The sequence below is a fragment of the Enterobacter hormaechei subsp. hoffmannii genome (assembly GCF_001729745.1).
GTDB classification, from domain to species: domain Bacteria; phylum Pseudomonadota; class Gammaproteobacteria; order Enterobacterales; family Enterobacteriaceae; genus Enterobacter; species Enterobacter intestinihominis.
The window spans coordinates 61850-88318 of record NZ_CP017186.1 but is presented as its reverse complement, the minus strand read 5'-3'; the positions used below and the strand labels follow the sequence as shown (position 1 = coordinate 88318).

Annotated in this window: 26 protein-coding genes; 11 read left to right on the top strand and 15 right to left on the bottom strand. The window is 54.6% G+C overall.

Features of this window, described 5'->3' with window-relative positions; translation table 11 throughout:
* Nucleotides 1–20 precede the first annotated feature (20 nt).
* From BFV65_RS00420 to BFV65_RS00410, 3 genes are read left to right on the top strand one after another with little or no spacing between them, the layout of a single operon-like run.
* A complete protein-coding gene (locus tag BFV65_RS00420; RefSeq protein WP_069596122.1) occupies nt 21–2546 on the top strand; it encodes a fimbria/pilus outer membrane usher protein in 2526 nt (841 codons plus the stop codon).
* Nucleotides 2537–3055: a fimbrial protein gene (locus BFV65_RS00415; protein WP_022646600.1), complete on the top strand. Its 519-nt coding sequence runs from the start codon at nt 2537–2539 to the stop codon at nt 3053–3055. The genes BFV65_RS00420 and BFV65_RS00415 overlap by 10 nt, the downstream gene beginning before the upstream one ends.
* Nucleotides 3055–4062: a fimbrial protein gene (locus tag BFV65_RS00410; protein ID WP_069596121.1), complete on the top strand. Its 1008-nt coding sequence runs from the start codon at nt 3055–3057 to the stop codon at nt 4060–4062. The genes BFV65_RS00415 and BFV65_RS00410 overlap by 1 nt, the downstream gene beginning before the upstream one ends.
* Nucleotide 4063: 1 nt before the next feature.
* Here the strand turns inward: BFV65_RS00410 and BFV65_RS00405 are convergent, their stop codons facing one another.
* Nucleotides 4064–4588 (bottom strand): lipocalin family protein, encoded by a 525-nt coding sequence (locus BFV65_RS00405; RefSeq protein WP_022646598.1) that lies wholly within the window; start codon nt 4586–4588, stop codon nt 4064–4066.
* Between the two features lie 117 nt (nt 4589–4705).
* On the opposite strand from BFV65_RS00405, the gene BFV65_RS00400 reads away from it, so the two are divergent.
* From BFV65_RS00400 to BFV65_RS00380, 5 genes are all read left to right on the top strand, one after another.
* Entirely contained in the window at nt 4706–5431 is a 726-nt protein-coding gene (locus tag BFV65_RS00400; RefSeq protein ID WP_022646597.1) for a MerR family transcriptional regulator, read from the top strand.
* Nucleotides 5432–5530: 99 nt separating this feature from the next.
* Nucleotides 5531–5941, top strand: a complete 411-nt coding sequence (gene uraH / locus BFV65_RS00395; protein WP_017383647.1) for a hydroxyisourate hydrolase — start codon at nt 5531–5533, stop codon at nt 5939–5941.
* A gap of 102 nt (nt 5942–6043) precedes the next feature.
* Entirely contained in the window at nt 6044–7003 is a 960-nt protein-coding gene (locus tag BFV65_RS00390; RefSeq protein ID WP_063147053.1) for a YbgA family protein, read from the top strand.
* A 145-nt stretch (nt 7004–7148) separates the two neighbouring features.
* Nucleotides 7149–8237: an AAA family ATPase gene (locus BFV65_RS00385; RefSeq protein WP_023298997.1), complete on the top strand. Its 1089-nt coding sequence runs from the start codon at nt 7149–7151 to the stop codon at nt 8235–8237.
* A 262-nt stretch (nt 8238–8499) separates the two neighbouring features.
* On the top strand, nt 8500–8982 hold the full coding sequence (locus BFV65_RS00380) for an Hcp family type VI secretion system effector (RefSeq protein ID WP_023298995.1): 483 nt from the start codon (nt 8500–8502) through the stop codon (nt 8980–8982).
* Nucleotides 8983–9006: 24 nt separating this feature from the next.
* On the opposite strand, the gene BFV65_RS00375 is transcribed toward BFV65_RS00380, so the two are convergent.
* The 14 genes from BFV65_RS00375 to BFV65_RS00310 form a co-directional block, all read right to left on the bottom strand.
* Nucleotides 9007–9324, bottom strand: a complete 318-nt coding sequence (locus tag BFV65_RS00375; RefSeq protein ID WP_023298994.1) for a DUF1493 family protein — start codon at nt 9322–9324, stop codon at nt 9007–9009.
* Entirely contained in the window at nt 9324–9776 is a 453-nt protein-coding gene (locus tag BFV65_RS00370) for an STM2901 family protein (protein WP_032646726.1), read from the bottom strand. The genes BFV65_RS00375 and BFV65_RS00370 overlap by 1 nt, the downstream gene beginning before the upstream one ends.
* 123 nt (nt 9777–9899) lie before the next feature.
* Nucleotides 9900–11150 (bottom strand): HlyD family secretion protein, encoded by a 1251-nt coding sequence (locus BFV65_RS00365; RefSeq protein ID WP_023298992.1) that lies wholly within the window; start codon nt 11148–11150, stop codon nt 9900–9902.
* A gap of 6 nt (nt 11151–11156) precedes the next feature.
* On the bottom strand, nt 11157–11906 hold the full coding sequence (locus BFV65_RS00360) for a hypothetical protein (protein WP_069596120.1): 750 nt from the start codon (nt 11904–11906) through the stop codon (nt 11157–11159).
* Complete coding sequence (locus BFV65_RS00355) at nt 11903–13999, bottom strand: peptidase domain-containing ABC transporter (protein WP_069596119.1); 2097 nt, start codon at nt 13997–13999, stop codon at nt 11903–11905. The genes BFV65_RS00360 and BFV65_RS00355 overlap by 4 nt, the downstream gene beginning before the upstream one ends.
* A 67-nt stretch (nt 14000–14066) precedes the next feature.
* Complete coding sequence (locus BFV65_RS00350; RefSeq protein ID WP_001196016.1) at nt 14067–14252, bottom strand: hypothetical protein; 186 nt, start codon at nt 14250–14252, stop codon at nt 14067–14069.
* A 23-nt stretch (nt 14253–14275) separates the two neighbouring features.
* The gene (locus tag BFV65_RS00345) at nt 14276–14470 is read right to left on the bottom strand and encodes a hypothetical protein (RefSeq protein ID WP_022646586.1); all 195 of its coding nucleotides are present in this window, start codon (nt 14468–14470) and stop codon (nt 14276–14278) included.
* A gap of 73 nt (nt 14471–14543) precedes the next feature.
* Nucleotides 14544–15197 (bottom strand): EcpB family pilus assembly chaperone, encoded by a 654-nt coding sequence (locus BFV65_RS00340; protein WP_006812468.1) that lies wholly within the window; start codon nt 15195–15197, stop codon nt 14544–14546.
* Between the two features lie 6 nt (nt 15198–15203).
* A complete protein-coding gene (locus BFV65_RS00335) occupies nt 15204–16802 on the bottom strand; it encodes a fimbrial adhesin EcpD family protein (RefSeq protein ID WP_023298989.1) in 1599 nt (532 codons plus the stop codon).
* Nucleotides 16780–19374, bottom strand: coding sequence for a CS1-pili formation C-terminal domain-containing protein (locus tag BFV65_RS00330; protein ID WP_032622041.1), 2595 nt, complete (start codon nt 19372–19374; stop codon nt 16780–16782). The genes BFV65_RS00335 and BFV65_RS00330 overlap by 23 nt, the downstream gene beginning before the upstream one ends.
* A 6-nt stretch (nt 19375–19380) precedes the next feature.
* Complete coding sequence (locus tag BFV65_RS00325; protein WP_022646582.1) at nt 19381–20058, bottom strand: EcpB family pilus assembly chaperone; 678 nt, start codon at nt 20056–20058, stop codon at nt 19381–19383.
* Between the two features lie 45 nt (nt 20059–20103).
* Complete coding sequence (locus BFV65_RS00320) at nt 20104–20727, bottom strand: common pilus major fimbrillin subunit EcpA (RefSeq protein ID WP_003860995.1); 624 nt, start codon at nt 20725–20727, stop codon at nt 20104–20106.
* Nucleotides 20728–20954: 227 nt separating this feature from the next.
* On the bottom strand, nt 20955–21425 hold the full coding sequence (locus tag BFV65_RS00315) for a FidL-like protein (protein ID WP_022646581.1): 471 nt from the start codon (nt 21423–21425) through the stop codon (nt 20955–20957).
* An 18-nt stretch (nt 21426–21443) separates the two neighbouring features.
* Complete coding sequence (locus BFV65_RS00310; RefSeq protein WP_022646580.1) at nt 21444–22256, bottom strand: winged helix-turn-helix domain-containing protein; 813 nt, start codon at nt 22254–22256, stop codon at nt 21444–21446.
* A 373-nt stretch (nt 22257–22629) separates the two neighbouring features.
* On the opposite strand from BFV65_RS00310, the gene BFV65_RS00305 reads away from it, so the two are divergent.
* Genes BFV65_RS00305 through BFV65_RS00295 form a run of 3 tightly spaced genes read left to right on the top strand, consistent with a single transcriptional unit; the run spans nt 22630 to nt 26467 of the window.
* The gene (locus tag BFV65_RS00305) at nt 22630–23214 is read left to right on the top strand and encodes a fimbrial protein (RefSeq protein ID WP_022646579.1); all 585 of its coding nucleotides are present in this window, start codon (nt 22630–22632) and stop codon (nt 23212–23214) included.
* Nucleotides 23215–23266: 52 nt separating this feature from the next.
* Nucleotides 23267–23959 carry a fimbrial biogenesis chaperone gene (locus BFV65_RS00300; protein WP_063147050.1) on the top strand — a complete coding sequence of 231 codons (693 nt, stop codon included), beginning with the start codon at nt 23267–23269 and terminating at the stop codon, nt 23957–23959.
* A 15-nt stretch (nt 23960–23974) separates the two neighbouring features.
* Nucleotides 23975–26467 (top strand): fimbria/pilus outer membrane usher protein, encoded by a 2493-nt coding sequence (locus BFV65_RS00295; protein ID WP_069596118.1) that lies wholly within the window; start codon nt 23975–23977, stop codon nt 26465–26467.
* The last annotated feature ends 2 nt before the right edge of the window (nt 26468–26469 follow it).

Below are 26469 nucleotides of genomic sequence, written 5' to 3'. Positions count from 1 at the left end.
AAACAGTAAGGCGTGACCACATGAAAATTAAAATCCTGTGCGCCACGGCGATCGCCCTGGTGATTCGGCAAGCCGTGGCTGCCGAAAGCGAGCTGCACTTTAATCCTGCGTTTCTTAACGGCGAACAGGCAAACAGTGCCGATCTCGCCTGGGTCAACGCCGGGAGCGCGTTGCCGCCGGGCGAGTACAATCTTAACGTGTATATCAACACCCAGTTCGCGTTCACAGGTAACGTCACGTTTCGCGCCGCTGAAAACACCGCCGGTGAAGCCCTGCCGTGCCTTACGCCTGCGCAATTCGCCGCACTTGGCATCGACAGCCGTCAGGCGAAAGGGGGTGAGCTGTCGCCTGCGCAGCGCTGCATTTTTTTAACCCGGTCGTTCGCCGATACCCGGTTTGATTTTGACCAGAGGACGCTTACCCTCAACTTCACCGTACCGCAAAGCGCGATGCGCGCTCTGCCGCGCGGGTACGTCAGCCCGGAGAGCTGGGAATCCGGCATCCCTGCCGCGTGGCTGAACTATGTGGTCAATGGCGCGAATAATGACTACCGGGGCGAGACGCGCACGCGGGAACAACAGCTGTTTGTGAGCCTGAACAGCGGCGCCAACCTGGGCGCATGGCGGCTGCGTGATTTCACCACGTGGACCAAAGAGAGTAACGAGCTCACCCACGTCCAGACCTGGCTACAGCGGGATATCCGCGCCCTGCGTGCCCAGGTTTATGCCGGTGAAACGTTCACCTCATCGCAGGTGTTTGACGCCGTTGGCCTGCGTGGGATTGCCCTGAAGACCGATGACAATATGTTGCCCGCCAGCCTGAGCGGTTACGCGCCTGAAGTGCGCGGCATCGCGCGCAGCAATGCCACGGTGACGGTTCGCCAGAACGGTAACGTTATCTATCAAACCTCCGTTCCGCCGGGGGCGTTTGTGCTGAAAGATCTCTATCCAACCTCTTCCGGCGGCGATCTCGTGGTCACCATTCAGGAGAGCGACGGCAGCCAGACGCAATACACCCTGCCCTTTGCCAGCGTGCCGAATCTGGTGCGTAACGGTCAGGTCAAATATGCTCTGGGGGCGGGGAAATACCGCCCTGCGGGCGATCAGATCTCGCCCTCCTTCGCGCAGGGCGAGCTGTTCCTGGGCTGGCGATACGGTCTCACGTTTTATGGCGGGGCGCAGTTTTCCGATCGCTACAACGGCCTGGCCTTCGGTATCGGGCAGAATCTCGGCCGCTTTGGCGCCTACTCCCTCGACCTCACCCATGCCCGCAGCCAGCTGGCTGATAAGCAGCGCTACACCGGTGACTCGGTGCGCCTGCGGTACAGCAAGCTGCTGAACGATATCGGTACGCGGGTCAATTTCTTCTCGCTGCGTTACTCAACGGCAGGGTTTTATACCCTCAGCGATACCACTTACAAAGGCATGGCGGGCGGAGCGCCAGAACAGACCGTGGAAGACGATGGCACCGTCACCACTCACTACGACACGGTTTACAACCTGCATATGTCGCGTAAAGCAAAAAATCAGCTGCTGTTGTCGCAGCCGATGGGCGAATACGGCGCGCTGTCTCTGTCCTGGGATCAACAAACCTACTGGAATACGTCAAAAACCACGCAAAGTTTGCAGTTCGCGTGGAACGCAACGTTTCGTAATCTGTCGCTTGGCATCAGCGCCCAGCGTAGCTCTAGCCTGTACGACAACAAGAAAGACAATATCCTCGCGTTGTCCCTGTCGGTGCCGCTGGGTAACCCGGCGCTGTCGACCCGTCTCCGTTTTACCGCTACCCATGCGGATCCCGCTGGCACCACCGCCAGTACCGGTGTCAGTGGTTATCTGCCGGGACAGGAGAATCTTTTCTATAGCGTCAACCAGCGCTACAGCGCGCAGCAGCACTACGGCGGCGATGCCGCGCTGCAATACGAGGGCGCGTGGGGAGACTATAACCTGGGCTACAGCTACGCCGGTGACTCCCGCAACCTCAGCTACGGGATGAGCGGCGGCGCGGTGCTGCATGAGGATGGCCTGACGCTGAGCCAGCCGCTCGGGAACACCAATATCCTGGTGAAAGCCCCGGGCGCCAGCCATGTCGCCGTGCTCAACCACAGGGGCATCAAAACCGACAGCCTGGGCTATGCGGTGATCCCGTACGCCACGCCGTATCGCGTTAATCAGGTTGCGCTAGATGTCACCACCGTGGGCAATGACGTGGAACTTGAGAACGCCATCGCCAATAAAATCCCCACCGACGGGGCACTGGTTCGCGCCATCCTCACCACGCGTCAGGGGGCAAAAGCGATGTTTATCGTGCATCACGCTAAAGACGTGCTCCCCTTCGGCACGCTGGTCTCGTCAGAGGATGACAACGCCAGCGGTATCGTCGGCGATGGCGGCAGCGTGTATCTGACCGGCCTGTCAGCGAAGGGAACATTGCATGCCGTATGGGGACGCGACAGCGCCCAGCGCTGCACGATCCGCTATGCGTTGAACCCGAAAAATTATCAGGCCCGCACCGGGCTGTATTCCCAGGAGGTCATATGTCAGTAACCGTCCGGTTTCTCCCCCTGATCCTGCTGATGTTCATCACCGTCCCCGTACACGGCTATGACGTGCTGGTTTCCGTGACCGGCAACGTGATCGGCAATACCTGTATTGTCTCGGAAGATTCGAAGGAGCAAAACGTGCCGCTGGGCACCCTCGGCGTAAAGCAATTTAGCGAGGCGGGGGCAGTCAGCAATATCAAAACGCCCTTCACGCTCACCCTTGAAGCGTGCGGCCCTACCTTTGCTGGCGTGAAAATCCGCTTCAGCGGTACGCCGGATGACGAGAACCCGCAGCTTCTGAAAGTCGCTGACGGCGGCGCGACCGGCGTGGCGGTGCAGATTCTGGATAAAGACAGCGTACTTATCCCGCTGGACACCCAAACCACTGCTTACGGCGCGGCGGGGGATGACAGCGTAAAAATGACCTTCTATGCGCGACTGGCCGCCACGGGTGCGCCGGTCAATGCCGGAGACGTTTCGGCAGTGGCGACCTGGACGACGGAGTATCAATAATGCGTTTACTGTTTTTAGGCCTGTTTTTCATGACGTCTCAGGCACTTGCCCTCTCCTGGACATCGGATATCACACTTTCACCCACGCCCATGTCCTGGTCCGGCCCGGCAGATTCCATCGTGCCTGGAAAGACGATCGGCTCTGAATGGAGCGCCACTGCGAGCGTCTCGGAAGTGTTCTGGTGCGGCCTGGTATTTACCTGCTCCAAAGGGACGCTGGAGCCGAGCAGCAGTATAACCGCCACCGGCATCACGGTTATTCTCGATGGCGCAAATTACATGGTATTTGAAACGGGCGTGCCCGGCATCGGCTTCATTCTTGGGCTTAAAGATTATAACGGCACCACCTATGTCCCGATGCAGACGGGCATTACGCAGAGCTATCCGGCCGATGGGACAAGCGGGTACGCCACTGCACTGGGCTGGTCGGCAAAAGTGACGTTTATCAAGACCGGCGTTCCGCTGAAATCCGGCGTATACCAGACCCCGACCATTAACGCGGCGATCCTGACGGCCTATAACAACGAAGTGAAAACCGCACAGGTGATCATCAACCCCACCACCATTACGGTGACGGCAAGCGGCTGCACGGTAGGCACAAAAAGCGCCAACGTCGACCTGGGCTCCATTGATATTCACACGCTCCCCAGCGTAGGCAGCACTTCACCGTCGGGGGAGTTTAACATCAACCTGACCTGTGATGAGAACGTGGCGGTTAACGCAGTAATGACCGATCAGACCACGCCGTCAAATACCTCGTCGGTCGTGACGCTGACCGGGGACTCCACAGCCTCCGGCATTGGCGTGCAGTTTTTCTATAACGGTACCGGGCCGCTGATGATGGGGCCAGACAGCTCGGCCGCAGGCACGACGGGACAGTTTTTCATCCAGACCACCAGCGCAGCACAAACGCTGTCGCTGCCGTTCCAGGCGCAGTACATCCGAACCGGAGAGCTGGTCCCCGGCTCGGCTAACGCCCTGGCGAGCATTACGTTTTCGTATCAGTAGGTCAGTGTTTAACCCACACCAGCTGATCGACCCGGAAGCCCAGATCGCGTGCGGTATTCAGGTAGTCCTGTTTTACCGCCTCCGGAATGGTCGGGGTGCGCGATAAAATCCACAGGTAGTCGCGGTTCGGGCCGCTGACCAGCGCGTACTGGTACTTATCGTCCAGCTTGATCACGTTATAGCCGCCGTAGAACGGGCCGAAGAACGATACCTTCAGCGCAGCCGTAGTCGGTTCGCCGGTAAAGTACGCCTTTCCTTCGCTCTCATTCCACTTGTTCTTCACCGGATCATAGCCACGATTCAGTACGCTGATACCGCCATCGCTGCGCTTGCCGTACGTCGCGGTCACCTGTTCCAGACCGCGCTCGAAGCGATTTTCCAGTCGGGCGACTTCATACCATTTGCCGAGATAGCGGCTGGCATCAAAGCCGGTAATGGGCTGCACGCCTTTCGGCGGCGTGGGAGATTTACAGGCAACCAGCGTCAGCGCAATGGCGACACCGGTAACGACAGGCCATAGCCTCATGAGAACTCCTTTCATTTACGCGGTTGGATGTTAAGTGTAGCGCACCCGTGCGGCGCTTCATCCCGTCGGGGAATATTCGTAGTATATTGAGACTACTCCTTCTCTTCGGATGCAGACATGGCTTACTCCATCGGCGAATTCGCCAGACTCAGCGGCATCACCGCCACCACGCTGCGGGCGTGGCAGCGACGCTATGGATTACTCAAACCCGAGCGTACGGACGGCGGTCACCGCCTGTACAGCGATGAGGACGTTCAGCAGGCGCTGAAAATCCTCGACTGGGTTAAAAAAGGCGTACCCATCGGCCAGGTAAAATCACTGCTGGAACGCCCTGTGCCGCGCCGCGCCAATAACTGGCAAACCCTGCAACAGGCCATGCTGCAAAAGTTGCAGGAGGGGAAAATTGAATCCCTGCGTCAGATGATTTACGACGCCGGACGCGAATACCCAAGGCCAGAGCTGGTCACTAACGTGCTGCGTCCGTTGCGCAGCCAGATATCGGCCAACGTCGCCGCCGCCATGACGCTGCGTGAGATCCTCGACGGCATCCTCATCGCCTACACCTCGTTTTGCCTTGAGGGCGATAAAAAAGCGCCGGGCGATAACATCCTCATCAGCGGCTGGCATCTGAACGACCCGTGTGAGATCTGGCTTGAAGCCCTGACGCGCACCGGCCAGGGCCACCGCATCGACATACTGCCGGTTCCCCCTGCCGCGCTGGCCCCGGAAATTTTCCCGGATCGCAAATGGCTGCTGGTTACCAGCGGTAAACTTACCGCCGCGCGGAAAAAGCAGGTTGCGCAGTGGCAGCAGCAGGTTTCCCTTGAGGTAATTATCCTCTGATTATTTTCTGCTGTGGCAAACTTCACGAAAAGTTGAATATTTTTTCGCGCAGCGAGTGCTAACGTTTTCCTGTCACCGACAACTCAACAGGAAAACACGATGAAAAAGACACTCCCTCTGATGATGCTGGCTACAATGGCTTTCGCCCCTGCCGCGTTCAGCGCCCCGGCAGGCACCCTGAGCGTCCACGTTCTGGACCAGCAAACCGGTATGCCGCCAGCGGATGTGGCCGTCACGCTGGAAAAGCAGGAGCAGGACAAGTGGACCCCGATTGCCAGCGGTAAAACCGACCACGACGGGCGTATTAAATCGCTCTATCCGCAGGATCAGGATATGGCGCCAGGCGTCTATAAAGTGACCTTCAAAACCGCAGATTACTTCCACGGCAAAAAGCTAGACTCCTTCTTCCCGGAAGTGCCGGTGCTGTTCACCGTCACCCGCACCAATGAAAAACTGCACATCCCGCTTCTGCTCAGCCAGTACGGTTACTCAACTTACAAGGGCAGCTGATTGCTCTTGATTTTAAAGACGATTAAAAAATAATCCCGTCAATACTTGGACAGATACGCATTGTTGTGTAACTTTTAGATATGAGATCGGGAGGTGCACATCATGACAACAAAACCTGTGCTGGGTATTAGCGGATGTTTGACCGGTTCCGCCGTTCGCTTTGACGGCGGGCATAAGCGTATGGGCTTTGTGATGGATGAGCTGGCGCAGTGGGTCGCTTTCCGCCCGGTATGCCCTGAAATGGCTATCGGCCTGCCCACGCCTCGTCCGGCGCTGCGCCTGGTGATGACCACTGGCGGCGAGACAGAAATGCGATTCAGCAAAGCGCCGCACGATGACGTCACGCAGAAGATGGCCGCATTTACGGCAGATTATCTGCTGAAAATCGGCGATCTGTCAGGGTTTATCGTCTGTGCAAAATCCCCTAGCTGCGGCATGGAGCGTGTGCGGCTGTACGACGAAAACGGCAACCGGGGCCGCAAGGAGGGTGTCGGGCTGTTCACCGCCGCCCTCCTTGAAACTTTCCCCTGGTTGCCCGTCGAAGAAGACGGTCGCCTGCACGATCCGGTACTGCGGGAAAACTTTGTTGAGCGCGTTTTTGCTCTCCATGAACTGAACGTAATGCGTAAAAATGGCCTGACGCGCCGTGCCCTGCTGGACTTTCACAGCCGCTACAAGCTTCAGCTTCTGGCGCACCATCAGGCAGGCTACCGTGAAATTGGTCCGTTTGTGGCATCACTGCATGAGTGGGACGATCTGGACGCGTTTTTCGTGGCCTATCGCGACAAACTGATGAATATCCTGAAAAAACCCGCTTCGCGGAAGAATCATACTAACGTGCTGATGCACATACAGGGCTATTTCCGTAACCAGCTGAACAGCCGCCAGCGCGGAGAACTGCGTGATGTGATCCTGCATTACCGGGACGGACTGCTGCCGATCCTCGCGCCGCTGACGCTGCTTAAGCATTATCTGGCTGAATACCCTGACCGGTATCTGATGACGCAAAACTACTTTGATCCCTATCCTGATGATTTGGGTCTGCGTCTGGCCGTTACCTGATAAGAAAGAAGCGAAGGCCCATTGACCCACAGAGGCCCAAAGCTGTACCCCGTTTAGACGACACCCTCACTGTCGTCTTTTTTTTGCGCTCAGCGTAAAATACTGTAATTCTGTACAGGTTAAGCATGCACAGCGGAGTACCCCGATGATCAAAAATCTGCATATTCAGAACTACCGCTCAATTCGCGATATGTCGCTTGAGCTGGAACAGCTCAACATCGTGTTCGGCCCCAACGGCACCGGAAAATCCAATATTTATAAAGCGATTTACCTGATGCACAGCGCGGCGCAGGGGCAATTCTCCCAGGCGCTGGCAAACGAGGGGGGGATTTTGAAAGTGTTCTGGGCGGGCAAAACCCGCAGCGATCAGCTGCGGCGCATGAACCTGGCGGTGGAAACGGAAACCTATGAATATGAGCTTCAGGTCGGGTTCGTGGAAAAGCTGCCCTATCCCTCACAGTTTCAGCTCGATCCGGTGATCAAAGAGGAAGCTATCTGGCTGAGCGGCCAGCACCGTCGTCCGTCGTCACAGCTGATGAAGCGTAAGAATCAGGCGGTTTTCCTGAACAACGTGCATCACGAAAAAGTGACCCACAGCGGTACGCTGTATGAGAACGAGTCGGTGTTCGGGCAGCTCGGCGAACCGCACCTCTATCCCGAAGTGTCGCAGATGCGCGAGTCCCTGCGTAACTGGCGCTTTTATCATGAGTTTTCCGTCTCATCCGGCTCGGCGATCCGTGCGCCGCAGGTGGGTTTTCGTTCCCCGGTGCTGGCCAGCGACGGTGCGAACCTGGCCGCCGCGTTTCAGACCATTGTCGAAATTGGCGACGAGCTGCTGCTGATGCGCATTCTCGACCAGGCCTTCCCCGGCTGCGTGTTTTACAGCGACAACACCGGCGGGCGCTTCCGCATGATGATGCAGCGCGAGGGGCTAAGCAGACCGCTGGAACCGGCAGAGTTCTCCGACGGCACGCTGCGTTTTTTGTGCCTGGCGGTGGCGCTGCTAAGCCCGCGCCCTCCCGCATTTATCGCCCTCAACGAACCGGAAAACAGCCTGCATCCGCAGATGCTGCCCGCTCTGGCAAGCCTCATTGCCGAGGCCAGCCGCTACTCGCAGATCTGGCTCACCAGCCACTCGCCGGAGCTGGCGCAGTTGATTGAGAAGCACCGATCGTTTTCGCTGTATCAGCTGTCGATGGTGGAGGGGGAGACGCGGATGGAGCGGCTGGGGTAATTGTCATCCTCACCGGTAGTGCTGAGAGAACCGCTTTTTATCTTTTCTGGAAGCGTCATAAGTTAACTCCTTATTTTGGTTAAAATCTGCCTGGTCAATGTCTTAAAAGGACATCGATTGGGAGTAAACATGATCTGGTTTCACCTTTCCATGCGGATAGCGGACATACGCTGGAGCGTATTGACATACTTGATGGAAAAAATAGGTATGGGGTTTTCAAGCGCAATAATGACGTTATTCAACAAAATAAGGAAATAGGGAAATGTCTATACCAGCATACTTATGGCTTAAGGACGACGGTGGAGCATTAATCAAAGGCGGAGTTGATGTTCAGCACAGAGAGTGCAGCATTGAGGTTAAAGGGTTCCACCACAATCTCATGATCCCAACAGATAACGCAACCGGCAAAATAACCGGTACACGTATGCATTCCCCTATGCTGATCATTAAAGAATTCGACTGCTCTAGCCCATATCTTTATAAAGCAGTTGCGACAGGTCAAAGCCTGGTGTCAGCAGAAATAAAATGGTATCGGATCAACTACTCTGGTCAGGAAGAGGAATACTTCAACATGCTGCTTGAAGGCGTGCGAATAGTTTCGATTTCACCGGCAATGGCGCCAGGGGATAACCCTAACGAAAACCATATGGAAACGGTCGAACTGCGTTACGAGAAGATTACCTGGAAGCATAACGACGGGAACATTATCTTCAGCGATGCATGGAACGAACGCCAGTCAGCATAGAACGCACAAGGGGCGCTTAGCCCCTTAATCATACAACCAGCGCCCCGCTTTGGCAGACTCAATTATCATTTCGAGCGTTAGCGGCTTGTACTGACGATCTCGAAACTTCTTTCTTAGCCCAAACTGGAACCAAAAAAGCTCGGGCTCAAAGTAGTTATCCATGACAAAGTTGCTGTGCTCAATTTCATACCGGTTGAAAAGGTCGAGCAGCATCTCCTCCAGATCTTCAGGTACGAGGTTAAAATGCTCCTGGAAGGTCCATTCCTTCAGGGCAGGACGCTTGCGCTCACTGTAGTTCTCAGTAATGTAATCTAAAAATTCCTGCTCATCCGGCAACAACATTAGAAATAGGTCCAGGCAATCCGATCTTTCGGTCGGGCAATGAGGTTGTACTTGTTTCTGGTTTCTCTGGCAACTAGGGCAAAGATAATTACCGCCTGGGCATAGCCAACAAAGGGAACTGCTCTTCCCACGACGGCCCCAACCTTATTTGTCTGTCTGGTTTTACCCATACCGATGATAGTCTCCACTCTCATGCCTTCAGGAAAGTGGACCCCCTTTAAAATGCGACGCGCTACCTTGGACGCGATACTTGTACGCGAACCGGACGCACCCAACACCTTACGCTTGGGTAATATAGGCTGCCCCGCCAGGATTGTTGCAGCAGTCTCCACAGTTACGCCCAGATGGTTCGCCAGACCCTCAGCGAATATCAGCAAAAATAGCTCCTGTGGGGTTACGTTCGCATTCCCGTGATAGAAATACGTCCCGCCAGATTCCTCTACTGTGTCCATAGCATAATCCATTAATCAAAGAGATAAAGGTTAAACCCTTATATTTGTTAAGGATAACAAGGCAATACCACTTTGATTAAATTCAGAAAAGTGCCTGCATAAATGCTTCAAAATGAAATCGGGTCAATCGATAAACCGCTTGCGCACCCTTTCCAGCGGCGCAATCAGCAGATTGATAAGCGGCTTACGATCGATAACGATATCGGCGTTCACCGTCATCCCGCCCATCAGCATGCGCTTTTTCTTGTCCGGGTCGGTAAACCAGGAGGGGACGCGCACTTTAGCCAGGTAGTAGTTCTGCCCTTCCTGGAGCGGGATCAGCGCCGAATGGGCATCAATGTTTACCTCATAGAAATCGGACAGCGTCGCCTCCACGGAACCGTATTTGTCCACGGGCCAGGAGTCGAAGCGCAGCTTAACCTTATCGCCTTTCGCCACGCGCCCCACCCCCGTTGCCGGAACATACAGGTACCCCTCCATCGTCGCCGCGGTATTTTTACGGATCACCACCACCACCTCGCTGTTTTGCGTAATGGCCCGGCCTGGCGGGAAGTTAATCGCCACCACGTAGCCATCAGAAGGGGCCAGCATCGCCATGGTGGAGCTCCCCCGGCTGGACAGGTTGCGATCGATTTCGCTGATGCGGTTTTTCACATACAGTTGCTCCTCGCTCAAAGAGTCGATTTGCGACTGGGTGCTGTCGGTCAGGCTGGTTTTGCGCGCCTCAAGCTCGAGGATAGTGCTCTCCTCCAGCGTCAGGTTGAGCTGTGCATTGAGCACATCGTTATGGCTTTTATCGAGATCCACTTTGGAGACATAGCCCTTCCCGGAGACGGATTTCCACGCCTCGTAGGTGTCGGTGCTGTTTTTTAACAGCGCGCGCAGCTTCTTCACCTTATCGCGGGAAACGGCGATCTGCTTGTCAGTGAGAGCCAGCTGCTGCGCCAGATTTTTGCGATACGACGCAATCGAGTCCTCAATGGCCTGGATGCGCTGCTCGCTGCGCTTTTTCTCCGCTTCCATCTGCTGGCGGTCAAACTGCACCACCGAGCCCTGCTTGCCGCCATAGTCCTGCGACACGGTGAACAGCGGATCGTTTTCCTTCACGTACTGGCCGGGCCGGACGGCAAAATCAACAAGGGTTCCGGACTCTCTGGCGCGCACCTCCACATCGCCCTGCGCCGGGATCAGCACCCCGCGTGCCAGCGTGGTTTCCGAAAAGTTGAAAGCAATCGCAAAGACCAGCAGGCAGAGAAAAAAGGCGATGAACAGCGTCAGCACGGTTTTCAGCCGCGGCGCGTTGATTTGATAGCTTTTTGAGAAGTGGTGCGGGATTAGCGCCCGACGCTGTCGGCTTCGGTTTTTTAATTTCACGATATGTCATCCATGATAAATCACTGAAAGATCGTCCCATCCACTCCAGAGCGTGGGGGTTTTGCGCAGCGCGTTCAGCGTGTCGGCGGCGGCCAGACGGTAATCCTCTGGCGCATACGCCTGGCTCTCCAGCCCAAACTCTACCGCGTGCAGCGAACAGACCGGCAGCAGCGTTCGGACGCTGTAGCCATAACGGGATAAAAACCGCGTGGAGACGTCCGTTAACCACGCCTTGCGATCGCCTGCCTGAATTGGGAACAGTGGCGCATCCGGCAGGCGTTCATCCATCAGCAGCACCGTCACCAGGCGCTGAGGGGCGAAAAACGAGCCGACGCGCCGTCCATCGTGTGCGGCCATCAGCTTGTGCAGCGCAGGGTGACGGGTAATAAACTGAAAGCGCACATCATCTGGCGCGGTGGCGAGCAGCGCATCCATAATCAGGCCAAAGCCCGCCCAGCGCATGCCCAGAAGCAGGGTGCGAGGCGAACTGTAAAACCCCTGATCCTGCGTCCACTGCGCCACGTACGCATGCAGATCGAAGCGAACGTTGCGCGCCCACAGCGCGGGCGGGAAAATCTGTTCCACGAAGTTAAACCCGCTCAGCTCATGGGCGTTCTGATGCAGAAAATCAGCCGGCACATCGGCCTCCGGGCAGGGCATAAACTGGCTGTAGTTTTGCGCAATCCGGTTTGCCATTAAGGTGCGTCCGGCCTGGCGCGCGCAGAGTCGGGCATAGAGACGCGGCAGAAACATCATGGCGCACTCTCCCGCAGGGTGCCGTTTTCCATGGTATAGAGACGCCCCTGACAGCCCACCACGTCCGGCGAGTGGGTAACAAATACCAGGCCAATCCCCAGGCTACGCAGGTTCGCCAGCACCTTTTGCGCGGTGGTCTTATCCAGGTTCGCCGTCACTTCGTCGCAGAGCAGTAGCTTAGGCTGGCTGTACAGGGCGCGCGCCAGGACCAGACGCTGCATCTCCCCGGCCGAGAAAAAGGTGTTCCCCGGCAGCATCTCCGTTTCGTAACCGTGCGGCAGACGGGCGACGACGTGGTCCACTTCCGCCAGCCGACACGCGGCGATGACCTGCTCTTTATCCGGCGCGCTGTCAAAGCAGGCGATGTTGTCCAGAATCGAGCCGGTGAAGAGAATATCGTCTGCATGGACAATGCGGATGTGCTGGCGTAGCGAGGAAAGATCGCACTCTTCAATGGAGATCTTATTGATCCGCAGCGTGCCAGACGATGACAGCAACATGCCGGAGATCAGACGCAGCAGCGTGGTTTTTCCCGACCCGCTCTGGCCCACAATCACCGCCTCTTCGCCCTGCTTCAGGGTCATGTTGATATGCTGTAGCGTGGCCTCCCGGCCTGGATAAGCAAATGAGACATCCTCAAATTGCAGACAGACCGGCGAGGTGACAATCCGCTTCCCAAACTGGCTGGTTTCAGAGGGGGCAAACAGCAGGTCGCCCACGCGATCCAGCGGCCCCTTAAGGGCATTTTTGTCCAGCAGCTTCTGCGCCACCTGCACCATGGCATCGGAAAAATAGCGCTTATAGCTGATATAGGCGTACAGCATCCCGATACTCATCTGCCCTTCCAGGATCAGCCACGCGCCAAAGCAGACCACCAGCAGCTGCTCGGCATTGATCACCAGCAGCGAAGCCACGTCAAAGCGGGCCAGCAGCCGCTCTTTACGCATCAGCCCGGCGATGTGTTCGCGCTGGGATTTGTCCATCACCGCATCCCGGGCCTGCTCCATATTGTTCGCCTTGAGCGTAATGATCCCTTTCTGTGTCTCTACCAGCAGAGATTCATACTGGGCGGTACGCTCGATGGAGTCATCCACCGCGCGTTGATAGGGGCCGATCAGCGAAAAGCGGATCAGGAAAAACACGCCCATCAGCAGCATCGTCAGCAGCGCAATTTTGACGTTATACAGCAGCATAAACAGCAGGCTGGTGACGGCGATCAGGCTGGAAAAGAGAATTTGCACGTAACCATTGCTGATGAACTCCGCGCAGGCGTGGAGCGATTTTTCAATAGCCAGCACGATGCCCGGCGGGCGCGAGCGGAACCAGCTGGTCTGGGTGCGCAGCATGTAGTGGCGCACGGACTGGCTTAAATCGTCATAGGCAATATTACGCATCAGGATCTCAAGCAGCTGCTTGAGGAATTTACCGATGACTTCAAAGATAAAGACGATAGCGAAGATCGCGGTGAGCAGGATCACCAGATCGCTGTCGCTGCGGGAAATGGCCTCATCCATAATCAGCTGCACGTAGGTGGGGCTCGCCAGCATGGTGATGAGAGTAAAAATACAGAGCACAAACAGCAGCAGCTGGCGCTGGAACAGGCTCGGAGATTTATTGGCTAACCGGCCAAGCGTGAGCTTTTCATCCGGGGATTTCTTTTCGAAACACGGCGTGGGCTTAAGCTCAAGCACATAGCCGGAAAACAGTTTTTCCGCCTCTTTCAGGCGGTAACGACGCACGCCGCTGGCCGGGTCGTGAACGGTCACGCTGCGGCTGTCGATCTTCACGATGACCACGAAATGGTTGCCGCGCCAGAAGGCGATGAGCGGCAGCTCAGACGTTTCTATTTCAGTGATTTCGCCTTTAAGCACCCGGCCAGACATATTTTTATCGCTGGCAAGGGTCAACAATTCCGCCATTGAGGTTCCCGCATCGGCGGAAACGGAAATCTCCCGGCGCAGCTGGCTGACGGAGACATGGTGGTCATAGTGCCCCAACACCATCGCCAGGCAGGCCAGTCCACATTCGGTAAATTCATGCTGGCGAATAACAGGGGTCTTACCCTGTTTTTTATACTGAAAGAGCGAAAACATAATGATCCGTGGCTGAAATAAAAAAATGGCCCGGCAATGCGGGCCATGCGTACAACGTGCTTCTCGCTTAGGCGCTGAAGAAACCGCCGATGAAGCCGCCCACCAGGCCGAATACGCCACCGATGGTGCCGCCCAGCGCGCCTAACATCTGGCTGCCCGCGTTATAGCCCGCGCTTGCGCCCTGAATAGCGGCAGCAAACGGATCCCAACCACCGATGATGGCCTGTGCTTTTTTGAAATCGATAACTTGCATGATACTTTTCCTGTAAACGTGAATTAGTTGTAGCTACCAACCAGCGCGCCCAGGAAGCCCATTGCGCCACCCAGAACTCCGCCAACCACACCGCCAACCATGCCCATGATGCTGGCGCCAGTGTCGTAACCCAGCTGTGCACCTTTAACCAGACCAGCGAACGGGTTTAACGCGCCGCCAATAATGTCTTTCGCTTCTACGAATGAAATCGCTTTCATTTTTATCTCCTGTAGTGATGGATCTTTAGCATGATGCTAAAGGCTAATTTCCTTTTATGAAGGAAAGCGGTTGCTACGGGCAGGTGGTCAGCGGAATGATTTTATTGCCATAAATAATCATTCGTCTTGCAGCCTGCCCGGCATTATCTATTTCCAGCCGTTGCCCCGGAGGAATATATTTTGAATTATTGTATTGCGTACTGCACCCGACCGAGGAAACATATTTAAAATAGGTATTCCCGGTATTACTCACCACCCCGTTGCTAAACGCATAATCAAAATGTCGTGTCCATGGACGGACAATCAAAATAGCCTCAAGCGAGACCACCACATCCGACTGGATGCGCTGGCCTTTGCGCGTGATGACCTTTGCCTGGAGCGGCGTCTCGGTGAATTTTACGCGATAGTATCGCTCTTTGTTGTCATGCGGGCCGGTATAGTAAAATTTAAAACCCGCGCGCTCACCGCTCCCCAGCGTTAATTGCTTAGGCGAATACATGACTTCGCCGTCTTTTATTTCGGTTTCTTTTCCCTTCTCTTTAGGAACGTCTACCTGAATAAGCGAAACGGTATAATTCTGACGTTCGCTGGTATCGTTTTTTATCGGCTGAAAAACAACTTCTCTTTCGGGAAGAAAATCAATATTCAGACTTTCGATAATTAAAGCATTTGCCCCTGTGGAAATGAAGCAATTTATTGCAAAAATAGCCAGGAATTTTCCAGTCATGGTTGATTAATTCCAGGATGCGCTAACATCTATTCTTCCCTGCGCGGTCACTTCGCCAAACCAGCTATTTCCGTCATAGGTGGTCTTCGATACCGGATTATCCATAACGAACTGGAGGATCAGCGGTGTTTTCCAGAGCCACATATCGGTCACGCCGGAACTCATTTTGTCCCACTCTTCCGCATGGGTGGCCGGCGCCGGGATCGACAATACCTCGCCTTTACAGTTATGCGCCATGCGCGTCTGGCTTTTCCCCACCAGCACGTTGCCCGGAATGGGAACCGTAAAGCCGTTGCCGCTGAAGGCGCAGTAGTCCACCCCATTCAGGCTTTGAGTAGGCCCGGTGACTTTTACCGTGACCGCAATCGCCGCATCTTTTTGCGCCCCGCTGTAGGTGATGGTGTAGGGGATCTCAATGGGCGTTTCGCCGATGGCGCCTTTCCCTGAGCCGCCCAGACCGTCAGGATCGAGGGCGTAATCCGGGTTGTCGGGCGTAATCTCCAGCCCCGGCTGAATAGGGTTAATCACCAGGCCGCCCCCCGGCTGGAAGCAGAAATCCGCCGCCAGCGAGCTGTTGCCGGGCGTCAGGCACAGGCTGACGATATTGCCAATGCTGCTGCCGTCCCCCGCCTGCGCCACGCTCAGAATTAACGCTTTCGGCAAAAATATTTTAAGATACGCTTTGCCGCCGTTTTTCTGCGGCGCCGCGAGGAAGGTGTTTGCCAGGACACGCGTATCACTCAGGATACCGCCGGAGATACTGTACCAGGTGTTTTCATCGAAGGTCAGCTCGGCGGCAAGCCCGGTGCCGCCGTTCATGTGCGATTGCAGCACGCTGTTGACGCGGGAAGAGGTGAGCGCCAGCCCCCCGTTGTAACCGGAGATATCTTCCCCAACAAACGTGTATTCAAGCAGGTCGCACAGCACGCCAGAGACCGTGTTGCGGGTGTATTTGGTGCAGGTGGCCCCCGTTGATCCATCGACTATCGTCACCTCACCGCTGATCGGGTCAATCCCCAGGTTGAGCGCCCTGGAGTTGGTCATGGTCAGCGTGCCCACCTTGTGAAGCGTATTGGTGGTGGTCACTTTGTTGATGGAGCTGATTTGCGGCGTGGAGGTGATGGTCACTTCATCCCCTGGCGCGGCGTTGAGCAGATAGTTAAAGAACGGATCGCCCAGGACCCAGCGCCCGTATGACGTGCCGGGCTCCATCACCGGCGGCTTGACCACCATCGACGTATCGGTATAGCGGGTCGTCGGGGTGTACCCCGTGTTGCCGCAGGACGAGGAACACGCCGTCCCTTTAAAGAACGGAGAGGCGCTGGAACCGGTCACCGAAAAGTCGATGGTCAGCGCGCTGCCTGCCGGACCGCTGTAGCTGTTGTCCGGGATGTAAGTGGCGATACCGTTATTCGTTTTCGCGCTCAGCGTCGGCCACTCACGCGAACCGTGTAAAAACGCGGTCGAGGTGCTGTTCAGACTAAACAGCCCCGCGCTGTTTCCCGTACCGTTATTGTCCGGATTATTAATGGCGAAATAGGGCAGCTCCTGCGCATGGGCCACCGCGCTCATCAGCAGCAAATTAAGAGCGAATATCTTTTTCATCGTCACGTTCCTGCGTTCCTTTTGCTTCCTGCCAGACGAAATCGCCTTTGTCGCAGGAGATGTCCCCGAGCCACAGCGCACCGCGGTTAGACTCAATGTCCAGGCGCACTTCGCAGACGCTGTCGTCCGGCGTGGCGATACTCAGGACAGGGTTGTTCTTATCAACGTCGATCACGAAGCGTCCGTCGTTCTCCGTCCGGGTCAGCCCAACGTGGTTTTTGATCTGCGTGGCGCCAATCGGATTGCCGTTTGCATCCACAAGGCGGCCAAACAGGGTGACGATTTTCTTCACCTGCGGCTTCATCACCACGGTATTGCCCGGATAAACCGTGATATGGCGACGCGCATTCGCGCCAATCTCATAGCTTTCCGTACCGGTTTCACTGTTCATCACTTCCAGGTCATAAGCCTGGTATGCCGGCAGCGACAGCCAGGTTTTATCCCCTTTAATGCGTTCTGCCCGGCCGTTAAGCTTCAGGGTCAGCGCTTCATCAGATTTGAGACCGGTACTGACAATCACCCCTGCGCTTTCGGTGCCTTTCCCGGCGGCGATGGCCTCTTTGGACCAGCCCACGCTGCCGTCACTGGTCAGCGTGGAGTTCCATCCTTTACTCATGCCGCTCTGGACGCTGAGGATGTTGCTGTTCCACGGCGTGTCGAAGTTCACGCTGCCGCCGCCGCTTACGCTGCGATCCTGGCGGCTGTTAAAGGCTTTCGAGACGTTGGCTGTGGCCGATTTCAGGTAATCGCCTTCAAACTGGCGGCTGGCGCTGACGTTCAGCGCCGTGCCGGTATCGCGATTGTGGGAAACGCCAACCGACACGGTATTGCCGAGCGGTATGGCGAAATCGAGCATCACGTAACGATCTTTCTCTTCGTAATACCCGTCGTATTTGTTGCGCGACATCCCCACCCGCAGGCGCGCCGTACCGTAGCGACCGGCGTATAACCCCTGGGAGTAGTCCAGCTGATAGCGTTTATAGCGATAGAGGTCGTCCTCCTGACGCATCAGGCTCAGGTTGCCCGCTGAGGGCAGGCCGAACGACGGCAGGCTAAAGGAGGCGCCCCAGGTGTTGCCCTTGCTCTCATAGATATCGAGGAACTTGCCGCTGGAGAGCTGTTCATGGGAGTACCAGACCGAACCGATCTGCCACGGCAGGCTGAGATTCGCGCCGTAGTTGGCGCGGTACGTTCCGTCGGAGGCGGCCATGGTCTGGGTATTCACCGAGAAATAGCCCGTCAGGTTCAGGGAGGCCCACAGCTCGCTGACGATGTGTTCCCGCATCATGTAGGTGGAGGCGTTCCAGTCGACCATCCCGCTGCGCTTGCTGAACGAGGCCCCCACCAGCGACATGGTGTCTTTATGTTTGGTGTCGTAATCGTAGTAGTAGGTGTTGTCCTGCTCGTTTTTGTGTTTCGCGTATTTTTTATAATTGACGACGGATTTATCGCGGCTATACATCCCGCCCCACATCTGCCAGCGCAGCGTTTCCGACACGTTGCTGGAGAACGGCTTATTCACGGTGTACATGCTACGCGACACGGTGCGGCTTCCGCTCACCACCTCAACTTCGATGCTGTAGATCCCGTAGGGCAGGCTGCTGGTGTCAATTTCATGGTTGCCGACGTCAAAGCGCTGAATCCCGATAAGCTGCCCGTCACGACGAATACGGGCCTCGCCCGCCGTGGGGAAATAGACCACCACAGGCGTCAGAGAGAGCGTGTTATCGCGCTTACGGGAGTTGGCCTGGTTGCCCATGGAAACGCCGTAGACTTCACCGCCGGAAATCCCGCTGACGCTCGCCAGAGACTGCATCGCCCAGCCGTTCAGCATGCCCGCGGCGTAGCGCATCCCCTGATAGTCGCGCTCCCACATAACCGCGTTCATCTGGGTATCGCTGCTGCTCTCGTTGACGTAGCCAGAGCCGTCGATCAGCACATGATCAACGCCCATTGAGATCCAGTTTCTTGCGTTCAGATAGCCCGACGACCAGCTGTCACCGTAGCCGCTCTCGGTGTGATACGCCCCGAGGTTGTAGGAGAACGTGCCGCTCAGGTCGTCAGACTCCGGCGCATCAATGTCCACCTCACGCGGGCGAATATTCACCCCGTAGTCGCTCTGCGACAGATTCAGCAACAGGCGCATTTTTTTCTGATCCAGCTCGAACGCGGACCCCGTACTTACCGGAATGCGCATCTGGTCATCAAACTGCTTGTCGTTAATGCTCTGCAATAACGTTCTCATCTCTTTTGACAGACGAATGCCGTTATCAGACTCCTGGACCTGAACGTCCCTCAGCCCCAGCTTCAGATCTTTTGCAAAGAGCGTCACGTCACCGATACGAACATATTCGCTCGCCGTGCCTTCGTGGTTCCCTTGTTGTGCTGAGTGTGGACGCGTATTCACCAGATAGACGGGAATTTTGATCCCCTGCTCCAGCAGTGCATAAAGCGAGTCGGGAAAACGGTAATTAGCGATAACCACGGAGCTTGAGGCTGCATGCGCAAGCGCGGGCAGCGTGCCGGATGCGCAAGCCATCATCACCGGCAACACTAATTTATTTTTCACCATGCATCCTTACTTAACAGGTATGAACTGTTTCAGGTCCCATATTCCGAGATGAAAATGGTTATCCGTAACGTTGATATCCTCGATAGCGCGCGAGGTATCCGGCATCAGGTAGAAGTTTTTGGTACACGGCGTAGTCGGTGATTCCGGATTCGGCTTCAGGCAGGTTCCGGTCGCATTGACGCGAAAAGCGGTGTTGCCCTTATTCGTTATTTTTCCCGCCACATAGACGAAGTCGATCTTCTTATCACGGGGCTGAACCACCAGAATGGTGCTCACCACCGCGCGCGTCATCCCGGTACCGTTTTTTGGTGAACCGCTGTCCACCTCTTCGCTCACCCCTTCATCCGTGAAGGTAATGCGGTAGTAACGCTCTTTGTTATCGGCGTTCCCGTGATAGTAAAATTTGACAATATTGCTGGTACCGGCGGGCATTACCATGCGCGTGGGCGTCAGCAACAGCTCGTCCACTTTCTCCGGATTAATGACGATCCCTTCATCCATTGGGCTACTGATCCGCTGTGCGCGAACAGAAACAATACGCACGCTGTCTGCTTCGTTTTTTATTTCCTTGGCGGTGGAGTCAGCATCCGCAGGAATAATGGTGGTGACTTTTCCCACATTAATGGCCAGCGCGGAGGAAGAGATAAATAATAAAAATAAGAAGGCGGATTTGAGGTTAAACATGCTATTTCCCTAAACAGGGGCTTGCGCCCCTGGATCGATCAGGCCTTAGCCCCAGGTTGCGCGGAACGCAACAGATACGGTCCCTTCCCACAGGCTGTTGGTCAGGTCTTTGAACTCTTTCGCAGTACCCGCGTTGTCCTGAGCGGAGTCAACGTAGAAGACGAATTTGTCCTGGCCGGTAATTTCGGTATCTGCCGCCGCGCCTGCGCTGGTGGTCAGGTTCCACAGGCCAGAAGAGACGCCGGTGTTAGAAGAAGAATCAACCAGCGTGGTCCATGCGGTTGATTTCGCCCCCACGGTGCCACCGATAGAGCCCAGGTCGTTACCGCCCCAACGCGCACCCACTTTCAGCTTGGTCGCTTCACCGCCCACGCTGAACAGCGTGTTGTTTGAATCGTCGAGGATAGCTTCGAGTTTGAAGCTGGTCGCCGTAGAGTGATCGCCACGGATAGCCACATCAAACAGACCGGTATCGGTGTTGAAAGATTTGGTATTGGCGCTGTAAACGAAGTTCAAAGCACGCGTTGGCGTAACAACCAGGTCGGATTCGCTGTCTTTGGTCGCGGTTGCCTGCCAGGTGGCAGAAGCCGTCGTTTCTGCTGCATTAACTGCGCTCAGGGCAGAAACAGACAACAGGGAGCCCAGAACGATAGCGTTCAGTTTGTTCATTTATTTAGTCCTTCAAAAAAGAATCCACGTGTATAAAAAGGGGAGCCCCTTTTTCGAGGCGGAGTATAGACAGCCGCAAAATAACGAGGCAATACAGAAAAATTCACTCGCCGGAGAATAACAATAAAAATATAAATAAATCTCTCGTATCTTATTGTTACGTATTGAGTAAACCACTCAATTTCCCGAGCAATAGATAAATATCGATTTTTCAATAAAGAGAAATATCAGGACGTCGGAACAGCCACACACATCATTACAGGCAAAACCAGCCCCTTAATTAACCAGGCGTGCGGTTTAACGCGGGTAATATAGAAGAAGTTGATATTATCAAGTAACATTTCGTTTACAACGCCATCCGGCGCCGCATCATCTTCAGATTTATTCAGCTTTTTATCCTTAATATAAAAGATATTGCTTCCGTCGACTTTTTCCACGCTGAGCGTGTAATTTCTGTCAATCAGGTAGCTTTTGCCCTCTTTCTTGAGTACGCCTTTATGAATAACCGTCACAACATCTTTGTTGTTAAACAGGAAAAGCGTGGTTAGCGACATATCGGTTAACTCACCCGTGGAATAGGTTTTCCAGGAAATGGTATCTGACTGGCAGCCAAACCCCTCATCCTGCGTTCTGGTAAAATAGATCCACAACAACGCGATGGCAGACAGCGCCAGTACGATACTGAACAGTACACTCATTTTAGTCCTTGACATATTTTAACTCCCGGTCAGGCTTCTGTAAGAAATGCAGTTCTTATAATCGTCGATACTGTCCTGCTGATAACAGATGGCCAGGAAATAATTTTCTATCTGCGACTTTTTAAACCTGGAATAGTAAGCATCTGCAACCTGGTGTTGACAGTCGATATGTTGACTGGCAATGACCTCTTTTACGTGATTAAAGTAGTGCTGTCGCGGCTGATACATATTCTTATCGATCAGGTATACCGTACACCGGTCCACTTTACCGAGCAGATGCATATCAGAATCTTTCAGGCTCTCGGCATAGGAATCCCTTTGGTGCAACAGTAAAACAGCGGTGCCGATAACGGTAATCAGTAATAACGTGCAAAGAGAAATAAAGAGTCTGTGCAGCGATATTAATTGTTTAGGCGGATCGGCATCTTTCTTATGCGCTAGCGTATCGAATGCTTCAGAGGCAGATTGCTCACTAAGCGTTGAAACGACCGGCGGCCTGACCGTGTGATGTTCAATATGCGCGGCAAGGCTAAATCCCTTGCCACGTATCGTTTTTATCAGTAAAGGATCGCATCCTAATGTACGAAATGCTTTTCTGATTTCACTTATGGCAACATTCAGACTCACCGAAGAACCAGAGAAACCATGATCCTCCCAGACCTTCTTTATCAGGTCGTCTCTGTCGAGAGTTTTACCATTATTGATGATAAGTTCATAAAGCAGACGACCCGCCTGGTTAGATAACTTAATGGATGACTCTTCCTCTCCATTAATCATGATCATACCGGTGTCGACTTCATAAAGCATTGTAAGATCAATGAGATACTTCATATTATTATTACGCCATTGTTAAAATTATGTGCATTTGCCAGGCAATAATAAGTCTAAAGTTTGTATGGTCAAGTCGCGTGATATTAATTGAGAGATGAATTCATAAAGCTTCATTAATTAACAATTATTAAATCATTAATAAAAATATTCGAACTAACGCATTTAGGTTAAAACATTAAAAAAAACTAACTCACAAGATTATAATCTTAAACTTTAGAAGTTGTTGGAATAATGTTTTGTTATGTACTTTTTTAGTGCAACATAATATCGTCAAAGCATTCTCCCGAGTCGCCATGCGTCTAGCCGGTACATCAGGGACATGTGTAGCCGATTAACATTCATTTAAATAACACAAATCTTCATGGAGTTTATCATGTTCAAATCGATCATGACCGTATCACTGCTGGCCGCCGCTATTGCTTCTACCAGCGCAGTTGCCGCAGACAATTCAGCGGGTGGTATCATTAACTTTACCGGCGCTATTACCGATACAACCTGTACCATTAACGGCGGTAAAAGCGCGGACTTTACCGTTGCGCTTTCCCCTATTTCGGTAAAAGATGCAGGCACCACGGTTGGCCTGATCACTAAGAATAAAAAATCTATTGCGCTGACGTTCTCAGGTTGTTCACCAGCAGCCGGAACAACCGGTACCCCGCTGAAAGTGTATTTCTCCAGCGCGGATAATATTTCCACTGACGGTAAATACCTGCTGAATAACAGCGTGAACGAAAGCGATGCCAGTGTGGCACGTAATGTCGGTTTTGCGTTAGTGGAGCCAGGTTCGTCTACGCCAATTACCCTGAACCAGCCTTACACTACGGATATTATGGGTACAGCGACCGCGCCAGATTCCGAGACGCTGACGCTGGATGTTTATTACTATAAAACGAACGCCGCTGCCGCCACCGTGGGCGAGTTAAGCTCCAACGTAACGTATACCATTTCCTACCTGTAATAATGATTATTCAGGCTCTGTTTTCGCAGAGCCTGTATTTAAGGTTGCAATCATGCGCAAGGCAATTTTGCTGGCAGGCTTACTGCTAAGCACCGGTCACTCATGGGCCAATATTGTCATTAATGGCACCCGTGTCCTTTATCCTGAAAATAACAAAGAGGTGATCGTCCAGTTAATGAATACGGGCGATGCGCCCGCTCTGGTGCAATCCTGGATAGATGACGGTGATATTAATTCCACGCCGGAAACAGCCAATGTGCCGTTTCTGCTGTCGCCGCCGGTGATAAAAGTTAACGAACATAATGGCCAACAGCTTCGTATTAAAAAGCTGCCGTCCAGCTTGCCTGCGGATCGCGAATCCGTCTTTTTCCTGAATGTCCTCGACATTCCGCCCAGACCTGAAAATCTGCAAAATCAGAATACCGTTCAGCTGGCGATTAAATCCCGTATCAAACTTTTTTACCGGCCCGCTGCGCTGAAAGGCACGCTGGATGACGCGGTGGCGAAACTGACGCTCGCCGCCGAAGGCGATCGCTTTCGCATTACAAATAACAGTCCGTTCCATATTACGGTCGCCAATATTTCGCTGGGTAAAACGAAATTGCTCCAGGAGTCCCCGATGGTTTCCCCGTTTGGGCAGCTAACGGTCGCCGCAAAAAATACGGTTAATCGCGGACAGACCTTCCAGCTGATGTATGTGGACGATCTTGGCGCGTATAAAACCCGGACTTTCACCAGTCAGTGATCGGAAAGACTCACCATGAAAATGAAACAAAACAGACTCTGTCTGCTGGCAGTCTGCACGCTTCTGCTTTCGCATAAATCAGGGGCCGTCTCGTTTGATCCCTCCCTGCTTGCTGGCGCATCCGGTGAGTCCGATCTGTCTCGCTTTTCCGAAAACAACGCCATGCCTGCCGGCAGTCAGGAGATGGATATCTACGTAAACGGCAGCTGGAAGGGACGTTATACCGTCATCTACGGCGAGCAGCGTGACGACATCCGCCTTGCCTGGAAAGATGCCCGGTCGCTTGGCATCAACACCACGTCCGTGCCTGCGCCCGCCATTGCGCACGGGCAGGTGCAGCTGCGCGATCTGGTTCAGGGCGGTGAAGTCAAAACCGATACCAGCACCCTGAGTCTGGCGCTTACCGTTCCGCAGGCGGCCGTGCTGCGTACTGAAGAAGGTTACATTGCCCCCCAGTTTTGGGACGAGGGGATCCCGGCGCTGATGCTCTCTTGGAACACGACCTGGTATAACACCCGCGCAAAAGGCGCTGCGAAAGACACAAATGATGATTTTTATGCCGGGCTGGATTCCGGCGCCAACCTGTTCGGCTGGCAGTTTCGCGACAGCAGCGCCTGGCGGAAAACGGCCAGCGGAGAGAGTCGCTGGCAGAATAATACCCGCTACCTGCGCCGTCCCCTGGCCTCGCTGAAATCCAACCTGACGCTGGGTGACTTTTATATTCCTGGCGATCTGTTTGATTCCCTGCGCGTGCGCGGCGTGTCGCTGGCGTCGGACATGAAGATGCGCCCAAATTCACAGCAGGGTTTTTCACCGGTGGTTCACGGCGTGGCACGGACGAACGCCCTGGTGAAAGTTATCCAGAATGGCAACGTGATCTATCAGGAGAACGTACCGCCGGGCCAGTTTACCCTCGACAGCATTCAGCCTACCGGCTCTGCGGGCGATTTGCTGGTGGTGGTGCGTGAAGCGGACGGTTCACAGCAGTCCTTCACGGTGCCGTTTTCCGCCGTGCCCGGGATGCTAAAAGAAGGGGTGAGTCAGTACAGCGTGGTGGCGGGTAAAGTGCACCAGAACACGCTCGATGCCGAACCCGCATTCATGCAGGCCACGCTGCGCTACGGGTTTAATAACCTCATCACCGGGTATACCGGGACGATTATTAGCGATAACTACCAGGCCGGGCTTGTCGGTACCGGGTGGAACCTTCCGTTTGGCGCGGTCTCGTTTGATGTCACCCACGCCAAAACCACCCTACAGGATCGCACCAGCAGCGGTCAGAGTTATCGCGTGTCGTACAGCAAATTTATCGATACCACCGCCACCAACTTCACCCTGGCGGCCTATCGCTATTCCACTAAAGGCTATTACAGCTTCAGCGACGCGCTCTATTCGCGCGAAGGGTATCAGCGCCTGAGAGCGCAGTACGACGACTATGAAGATCGGTTTGGCGTTGCGCCCGACATGTCGCTAAGCACCTGGGATGCCCTGCGCACGGCGCAGCCCAAGAATACCTTTACGCTTAACCTTAATCAGCGCCTGCTCAATAACTGGGGCACGGTATTTGTCTCCGGCACACAGCGCGATTACTGGAACTCAAAGCAAACCACGCGCGAATACCAGATGGGCTATTCCAACGCCATCGGCCGCGCCAGCTATACCCTGTCGGCCAGCCGGGTACGGAACAGGGACAGTGAAGAAGAGACGCGCCTTTACCTCTCCCTCAGCCTGCCGTTCTCGCTGTTTGATAATAATGCCTGGATCACCTCCAGCCTGACGGCCAGCGATTCGCATTACGAGCAGAGCAATATCAGCATGAGCGGGAACGCGCTGGCGTCGAACCGACTGAGCTACACCCTCTCCGGCAGTAATGCGCGGGGGGGTAAAAATGCGGCAAGCGTTAACGCCGCGTACCGTTCGAACTTCGCGACACTCGGTGGCTCTTACAGCGAATCCTCCGACTACCGCCAGACCGGGCTCAGCGGACGGGGAAGCCTGGTGGCCTACCCGTGGCACGTTCTCGCCTCAAACGAAACCGGCACAACCATGACTATCGTCGATGCGCCAAAAGCGGAGGGACTGATGGTGAACGGCGATGAAAGCATTATGACGAACCGCGATGGCGTGGCGCTGGTGCCTTACGCCACCCCGTATCGCAAAAACGCCATTACGTTATCGCAAACGGAAAACAGCGCTGGCGCGGAGGTGATCGGCAACATGGCTAACGTGGCCCCTTACGACGGGGCGGTGAGCTATATCCGCTTCGAAACCGACAAACGCCAGTCATGGGTACTTCATGCGACGCGTGCCGACGGCAAACCGCTGCCTTTTGGCACTGAAGTGCTTGATGAACACGGTGAATCTGTCGGGTATGTCGGCCAGGCCAGCGTACTGTATATCCGCGCTGAACAGCCGCCACGCGCGCTCAACGTGCATCTCCGCGGCGGGAAGTGCGAAATCTCCGCCCCAGCCTGGGGGCTGAACAGCCCCTCAGCGGTTTGCCATTAATT

What these genes read in the sequence shown, in the direction of transcription:
- BFV65_RS00330 (WP_032622041.1), bottom strand. Translation starts at nt 19,374, where the DNA reads ATGGTGAAAAATAAATTAGTGTTGCCGGTGATGATGGCTTGCGCATCC.
- BFV65_RS00380 (WP_023298995.1), top strand. Translation starts at nt 8,500, where the DNA reads ATGTCTATACCAGCATACTTATGGCTTAAGGACGACGGTGGAGCATTA.
- BFV65_RS00405 (WP_022646598.1), bottom strand. Translation starts at nt 4,588, where the DNA reads ATGAGGCTATGGCCTGTCGTTACCGGTGTCGCCATTGCGCTGACGCTG.
- BFV65_RS00375 (WP_023298994.1), bottom strand. Translation starts at nt 9,324, where the DNA reads ATGTTGTTGCCGGATGAGCAGGAATTTTTAGATTACATTACTGAGAAC.
- BFV65_RS00335 (WP_023298989.1), bottom strand. Translation starts at nt 16,802, where the DNA reads ATGAAAAAGATATTCGCTCTTAATTTGCTGCTGATGAGCGCGGTGGCC.
- BFV65_RS00410 (WP_069596121.1), top strand. Translation starts at nt 3,055, where the DNA reads ATGCGTTTACTGTTTTTAGGCCTGTTTTTCATGACGTCTCAGGCACTT.
- BFV65_RS00320 (WP_003860995.1), bottom strand. Translation starts at nt 20,727, where the DNA reads ATGAACAAACTGAACGCTATCGTTCTGGGCTCCCTGTTGTCTGTTTCT.
- uraH (WP_017383647.1), top strand. Translation starts at nt 5,531, where the DNA reads ATGAAAAAGACACTCCCTCTGATGATGCTGGCTACAATGGCTTTCGCC.
- BFV65_RS00355 (WP_069596119.1), bottom strand. Translation starts at nt 13,999, where the DNA reads ATGTTTTCGCTCTTTCAGTATAAAAAACAGGGTAAGACCCCTGTTATT.
- BFV65_RS00400 (WP_022646597.1), top strand. Translation starts at nt 4,706, where the DNA reads ATGGCTTACTCCATCGGCGAATTCGCCAGACTCAGCGGCATCACCGCC.
- BFV65_RS00295 (WP_069596118.1), top strand. Translation starts at nt 23,975, where the DNA reads ATGAAAATGAAACAAAACAGACTCTGTCTGCTGGCAGTCTGCACGCTT.
- BFV65_RS00315 (WP_022646581.1), bottom strand. Translation starts at nt 21,425, where the DNA reads ATGAGTGTACTGTTCAGTATCGTACTGGCGCTGTCTGCCATCGCGTTG.
- BFV65_RS00345 (WP_022646586.1), bottom strand. Translation starts at nt 14,470, where the DNA reads ATGAAAGCGATTTCATTCGTAGAAGCGAAAGACATTATTGGCGGCGCG.
- BFV65_RS00325 (WP_022646582.1), bottom strand. Translation starts at nt 20,058, where the DNA reads ATGTTTAACCTCAAATCCGCCTTCTTATTTTTATTATTTATCTCTTCC.
- BFV65_RS00360 (WP_069596120.1), bottom strand. Translation starts at nt 11,906, where the DNA reads ATGATGTTTCTGCCGCGTCTCTATGCCCGACTCTGCGCGCGCCAGGCC.
- BFV65_RS00340 (WP_006812468.1), bottom strand. Translation starts at nt 15,197, where the DNA reads ATGACTGGAAAATTCCTGGCTATTTTTGCAATAAATTGCTTCATTTCC.
- BFV65_RS00310 (WP_022646580.1), bottom strand. Translation starts at nt 22,256, where the DNA reads ATGAAGTATCTCATTGATCTTACAATGCTTTATGAAGTCGACACCGGT.
- BFV65_RS00420 (WP_069596122.1), top strand. Translation starts at nt 21, where the DNA reads ATGAAAATTAAAATCCTGTGCGCCACGGCGATCGCCCTGGTGATTCGG.
- BFV65_RS00390 (WP_063147053.1), top strand. Translation starts at nt 6,044, where the DNA reads ATGACAACAAAACCTGTGCTGGGTATTAGCGGATGTTTGACCGGTTCC.
- BFV65_RS00300 (WP_063147050.1), top strand. Translation starts at nt 23,267, where the DNA reads ATGCGCAAGGCAATTTTGCTGGCAGGCTTACTGCTAAGCACCGGTCAC.
- BFV65_RS00385 (WP_023298997.1), top strand. Translation starts at nt 7,149, where the DNA reads ATGATCAAAAATCTGCATATTCAGAACTACCGCTCAATTCGCGATATG.
- BFV65_RS00305 (WP_022646579.1), top strand. Translation starts at nt 22,630, where the DNA reads ATGTTCAAATCGATCATGACCGTATCACTGCTGGCCGCCGCTATTGCT.
- BFV65_RS00350 (WP_001196016.1), bottom strand. Translation starts at nt 14,252, where the DNA reads ATGCAAGTTATCGATTTCAAAAAAGCACAGGCCATCATCGGTGGTTGG.
- BFV65_RS00415 (WP_022646600.1), top strand. Translation starts at nt 2,537, where the DNA reads ATGTCAGTAACCGTCCGGTTTCTCCCCCTGATCCTGCTGATGTTCATC.
- BFV65_RS00370 (WP_032646726.1), bottom strand. Translation starts at nt 9,776, where the DNA reads ATGGACACAGTAGAGGAATCTGGCGGGACGTATTTCTATCACGGGAAT.